We start from the raw sequence: 5,409 nt of genomic DNA, 5'->3' as shown, positions 1-5,409 counted from the left end.
GCCCCCTCGGGGGGCAGCAAGCTCGCGCAGCGGGCGAAGCGTGGGGGCCTTTTTCCGGCCTTCCCGTCCTGTTACAGTGAACTTGTCACCCGCTGGACAGACCAAACTTCTGGCCCACCACGACAGGGAGCCCCGCATGAACGTCGCTGCGATCTCCGCCATTCCTCGCGTCGCCGCGCCCTACCCGGCGCGCGTCCCGATGCTGGACGATACCCGCCCCGCGTGGGAAGCCGAACGCGTCGCGCAAAACGCCGCCGCCCGCCAGGCTCAGCGCGCCGCGCAGGCCGCCACGGCCTGGGAAGCCCAGCGCGTCGCCCGCCTGCGCGACGCCGACCCGCCCGCAGCCTTCGGCGTCTTCGCCCGGAATGCCCATGTGGGCGCCGATGCGCCGCGCCTGCCGCCTGCACCGCAAACCCACGTGGACGCCTTGCGCGACCAGTACGCCGATGCGCGCATGCGTCGCGCCGTCGACGATTTCTCGGCACAGCCGGATCCGCTGGCGCAACGCGCCGGCAGCGCCAACGACCTGGGCACCATCGAAGGCCTGACGCCGCTGCAACCCTACCGGGTCGCGATGGGCAATCCGCAGGTGCAGGAATGGCAAGCCGCCGTGGCCATGAAGGCCGCCAGCGCCGCCGTGCCCGCCGTGGCCAACATCGGCGCCACCGAGAACGTCACCGACAACGCCCGCTACCGGTCCGGCTTCGCACCCGACACGCGCTGACCACCCTTGCCGCCCACCGCGCCCGCCATCGCGGCGCGGCGCCCCAAAAGAAAAAGCCGCCTGTTTCCAGGCGGCTCTTTTTTTGTCGGCCGACGTTCAGGCCCGCACGATCAGTGGAAGAATTCCGCGATCATCGTCGCGCCCATGAACGTGCCGGCGTTGGCGGCCAGGGACACAACCACGATCTTCCAGCCCAGCTTGCGGAACGCAGGCAGGTCTTTCAGGATCGACAGACCGGCCATGGCCAGGATGACGGTCGTGAACGGCAGGAAGTTCACCTTGCCGACGGCAGCGATGATCTGGTCCGAGTACGGCAGCACGCCGGGGCAGCCCGCCGTCATGGCGATCAGCGACAACACGGCAACGGCCGGCAGCTTGGGCACCACGCGCAGGATCAGGTCGGTCAGGACCACCAGCAGGATAATGATGCCCATGCCGGGCAGCGCGTCCATGAACGGCACGTTGTAGCCCAGGCGGTTGCCCACCAGCGCGAACAGGCCGCAAACCATATAGGCGGTCAGGCGGTCACCGAAGCCCATTTTTGCGCCATGCGCCGGCACGTCTTCGGACACGCTGTCGTCGACCTTGGCTTCCGAGGCCTTGCCGCGCGCGAAGCGGCCCAGCACGGGTTCCAGCTTGCCGTACAGGAAGATGGTCGTGGGCAGCGAGATGAACAGCGTGAAGTACACGCCGACCACGGTCGTCAGCAGGTTGGCGGCAGCGGCCAGCGCGGCCACTTGATGCGCCATTTCCGGCGTCTGCTGCGAGGCGATGGCACCCACGCCGGCCGCCATCATGCTGCCCGAGCCCACGCCGGCGCCCATGGCGAGCGAACGCGGATCAAAGATGTTCAGGCTGGTGATGAAGCCGGCCATCAGCGCGACGAACAGCGCGCCGATCACCGTGCCCGTGATGTACTCGGCCATCACGCCGCGGCCTTCCGGCGAATTCATGCCGTAGCGTTCGCCGATGATGGCCAGGCTGGGCTCGCGGCCCACCGAGAAGGTGGCGCCGATGGCTTCGCGCTTGATGCCCAGCAGCAGGGCCAGCGGCAAGCCGATGACCATCGTGCCGAAGAAGTGGCCGAATTCCTGGAACACCAGGGCCCAACCGGCTTCGCGCACCTGCGGCAGCGATCCACCGACCATCAGGCCCAGCTTCGCCAGGAACGGCAGCAGGGCGTATTGCAGATAGCCGCTGATGCGGGTCTGCATGGCCTTGTCGATGCCCGAACCTGCCGGCAGGCGCTGGCCGAACGCGGCCACGATGGCGCCGATGAAGATCGCCCAAAGCATCGGTTGCAGAACGATCTTGCCCGGGCCCACCGCGAAGGTGACGCTGCCGATCGCTTCGGAAATACCGACCACCAGCAAAATGGCGGCCAGCATGCGAATGCGGGCGGATAGCGGCATGGAGGGCGCGGCCAGGCTGACGCTGGCGTGAGACATCGAATTCCCCTGATGAACGTGAATAAGTTTTCGTAGCGGCGCGCCGGCGCGTGACGACGGCGGCGCGGGCAGCAGGCGCGATTTTCGCCCGGCGGCCTTGCGGGCAACCATGACACCACCTGCGCATTAGCGTTGCGTAAAATGCAACGGACAGCCTTTTCCTGGGAAAATTTTGCAAGGTATCCGATATTTTACGGGTAAACCCCAGGTCGACGCTGTGGATATCCCGCCGCACTCCGCTTTGAAGAGCCCCGCCATGGATGAAAAACTCGACGCCCGCCGCACCCACTATTTCATGCAGGTCATGAGCCGCGGATCGGTGCGCGGCGCCGCCGAAGTGCTGGACATGGACCCGTCAGCCGTCAGCCGCGCCATCGCCGCGCTGGAACGCGACTGCGGCATGGCGCTGTTCGAGCGCCGCGGGCGCGGCGTGGTGCCCACCGACGCCGGCCATATCCTGGCCCGCTACGTGAAACGCCAGCAGAACATCCAGGAGAGCTTCTTTTCCGAGATCGACAGCCTGCGCAAGGCCGAACGGGGCCATATCGACCTGGTGTTGGGCGAAGGCTTCGTTGAACTGATGTTCGACCGCGTGCTGCCCGGCTACTGGCGCAGCCACCCCGAGGTCACGCTGGATATCGACGTGGCCCGCACCTCCGAGATCGTGCAGCGCATCGTGGACGACCGCGCCTATATAGGATTGGTGTTCCAACCGCCCAATGATGCCCGCCTGCGCACCCATTACTCGCGCCCCGAACCCATTCGCGCCATCGTGCGCCAGGACCATCCGCTGACCCGGCTGAACCGCCCCCTGCTGCTGACCGATCTGGCCGACCATCCGGGTGCGTCCATGCAGGAGGGGTTTGGCGTGCGCCAACATATACAGGCCGCCGAGATCAGTGAGCAGGTGCGATTGCGCAATGTGCTCACGACGTCTTCGTTCAAGGCGCTATGGCAGTTCGCCGCGGCCGGCATCGGCTATGCGCTGACGCCCCCCATCGCCGTCACCGCGGACATGCGGGCGCAGCGGCTGGCCAGCCTGCCGTTGGCCAACCCGATCCTGAACCAGGGCAGCCTGCATGTGCTGAGCCGCGCGGGGCGTCATATCTCGCCCGCCGCCCGCGAATTGCTGGACCATATCGTCCGCGGCATCGGCGCGCCCGGGGCGCCCTCGTCTGATATGGTCGGTTGACGCGGATCTGCCTCTGTCTGCGAAGGGCGGCACGGCCTACAGTGCCCACTCCCCTTTATCCGCCAGGAGGCGCATATGCTTAGTTTCCTGCGCACGGTCCGCTCCGTGCTCTGGGGTTTTTTCGGTGTGCGCCGCGGCCGCGGCTATCAGGCCGACATCGCCCACAACAAACCCGGCCCCCTGATCGCCACCGGGCTGCTATTGGCCGCGTGCCTGGTGGTTATCCTGGTCTTCGTGGCGCGTTGGGCGGTGAATGCGGTGCTGTAAGCGCTCCAGACGCAGCGTGGGGGCCTCTTCCCCCCGCCGGGCCGCCCCAAGGGGGGAAGCGCCCCCTCGGGGGGCAGCAAGCGCGCGAAGCGTGCGCAGCGTGGGGGCCTTATTTCCATATTACGAGAATGACTTAGACGCTGATGTCTGCTGCCTGTTACGGTTATGAATCCCCTTTTCCCGCCGCACGGCGCCGGGCGTGAAGGGACTCAGACCGAGAAGACTTCAAGGGCAGTAGACATGTACGTGTATGACCCCGTCGACCAGCAGCTTGTCGAGCAGCGTGTGGCGCAGTTCGCCGATCAGACGCGCCGCTTCCTCGACGGCCAGCTTACCGAAGATGAATTCCGCGTTCTGCGCCTGCAGAACGGCCTGTACATCCAACGCCACGCGCCCATGCTGCGCGTGGCCATCCCCTACGGCATGCTGGCGTCGCGCCAACTGCGTACCCTGGCGCACATCGCGCGCAAGTGGGACCGCGGCTATGGCCACTTCAGCACCCGCCAGAACATCCAGTTCAACTGGCCCCGCCTGGAAGACGTGCCGGACATCCTGGCGGAACTCGCCACCGTCCAGATGCACGCCATCCAGACCAGCGGCAACTGCATCCGCAACACCACGACCGACCACTTCGCCGGTGTCGCGCCGGACGAACTCGTCGACCCGCTCGTCTGGTGCGAGATCATTCGCCAGTGGTCCACGCTGCACCCGGAATTCGCCTTCCTGCCACGCAAGTTCAAGATCGCCGTCAGCGGCGCCGTGCAAGACCGCGCGGCGGTCGGCGTGCACGACATCGGCCTGCAAGCCGTTGAACGCGACGGCAAGCTGGGCTTCCGCGTCTGGGTGGGCGGCGGCATGGGTCGCACGCCCATCGTCGGCAAACTGATCAACCCCTTCGTCGAATGGCAAGACCTGCTGACCTACATGCAGGCCGCGCTGCGGGTCTACAACCTGCACGGCCGCCGCGACAACAAGTACAAAGCGCGCATCAAGATCCTGGTCAAAGACCTGACGCCCGAGGTCTACGCAAAGCAGGTCGATGAACAATGGCAGCTCATCAAGGGCGGCCCCGACACCATCACCCAGGAATTCGTCGACAGCATCAAGGCCCGCTTCGTCTGGCCGCAATACGACGCTGCCGCCGCCACCGACGCCGACAACACCGACGCGCTTGCCGCCGCCGACAAGCGCTTTGCGCGCTGGCTGCGCACCAACGTGCACGCGCACAAAGTCGCGGGCTACGCCGCCGTCACCGTTTCGCTCAAGCCCACCGGCGTGCCGCCCGGCGACATCACCGCCGACCAGATGGACGCCGTGGCCGACCTGGCCGACGCCTATGGCTTCGGCGAACTGCGCGTCTCGCACGAGCAGAACCTGATCTTGGCCGACGTGCGCCGCGCGCAGTTGCACGAGCTTTGGCAGAAGCTGGAAGCGCTGAACCTGGCCACGCCCAACGTCGGCCTGTTGACCAACATCATCGCCTGTCCCGGCGGCGACTTCTGCGCGCTGGCCAACGCCGTGTCCATCCCTGTCGCCGAAGCCATCCAGCGCCAATTCGACGACCTGGATTACCTGTTCGAGATCGGCGAACTGGACTTGAACATCTCGGGTTGCATCAATTCCTGTGGCCACCACCATGTGGGGCACATCGGCATCCTGGGCGTCGATAAGGCGGGCGAAGAGTGGTATCAGGTCACGCTGGGGGGCCGCCAGAACGGCGCCGCCAAGCCCCTGCCCGACCTGGAATCCACGCGCGGCGGCGGTGCCGCCGTGGGGCG

At 66.6% G+C, this 5,409-nt stretch carries 5 protein-coding genes; 4 read left to right on the top strand and 1 reads right to left on the bottom strand.

Annotated features, from left to right (window positions below; all coding sequences use genetic code 11):
• Nucleotides 1-136: 136 nt before the first annotated feature.
• Nucleotides 137-724: a hypothetical protein gene (locus ACE039_RS10490; protein ID WP_485822335.1), complete on the top strand. Its 588-nt coding sequence runs from the start codon at nt 137-139 to the stop codon at nt 722-724.
• 110 nt (nt 725-834) lie between these two features.
• On the opposite strand, the gene ACE039_RS10485 is transcribed toward ACE039_RS10490, so the two are convergent.
• The gene (locus tag ACE039_RS10485) at nt 835-2,172 is read right to left on the bottom strand and encodes a DUF3100 domain-containing protein (RefSeq protein WP_105558725.1); all 1,338 of its coding nucleotides are present in this window, start codon (nt 2,170-2,172) and stop codon (nt 835-837) included.
• A gap of 256 nt (nt 2,173-2,428) precedes the next feature.
• Here ACE039_RS10485 and ACE039_RS10480 point away from each other — a divergent pair, with 256 nt between their 5' ends.
• From ACE039_RS10480 to ACE039_RS10470, 3 genes are all read left to right on the top strand, one after another.
• A complete protein-coding gene (locus ACE039_RS10480) occupies nt 2,429-3,364 on the top strand; it encodes a LysR family transcriptional regulator (RefSeq protein ID WP_105558726.1) in 936 nt (311 codons plus the stop codon).
• Between the two features lie 75 nt (nt 3,365-3,439).
• Nucleotides 3,440-3,631 carry a DUF2970 domain-containing protein gene (locus ACE039_RS10475; RefSeq protein WP_448713194.1) on the top strand — a complete coding sequence of 64 codons (192 nt, stop codon included), beginning with the start codon at nt 3,440-3,442 and terminating at the stop codon, nt 3,629-3,631.
• 240 nt (nt 3,632-3,871) lie between these two features.
• The coding region (locus ACE039_RS10470) for a nitrite/sulfite reductase (RefSeq protein WP_485822334.1) at nt 3,872-5,409 on the top strand (1,538 nt) is incomplete at its 3' end.

The sequence above is a fragment of the Achromobacter maghribensis genome (assembly GCF_057334215.1).
The sequence above is the reverse complement of the archived record's forward strand: the minus strand, read 5'-3'. Positions and strand labels throughout refer to the sequence as shown.

Bases quoted from the DNA above. Each gene is read 5' to 3' on its own strand.
- ACE039_RS10475 (WP_448713194.1), top strand. From the start codon at position 3,440: ATGCTTAGTTTCCTGCGCACGGTCCGCTCCGTGCTCTGGGGTTTTTTC.
- ACE039_RS10485 (WP_105558725.1), bottom strand. From the start codon at position 2,172: ATGTCTCACGCCAGCGTCAGCCTGGCCGCGCCCTCCATGCCGCTATCC.
- ACE039_RS10490 (WP_485822335.1), top strand. From the start codon at position 137: ATGAACGTCGCTGCGATCTCCGCCATTCCTCGCGTCGCCGCGCCCTAC.
- ACE039_RS10480 (WP_105558726.1), top strand. From the start codon at position 2,429: ATGGATGAAAAACTCGACGCCCGCCGCACCCACTATTTCATGCAGGTC.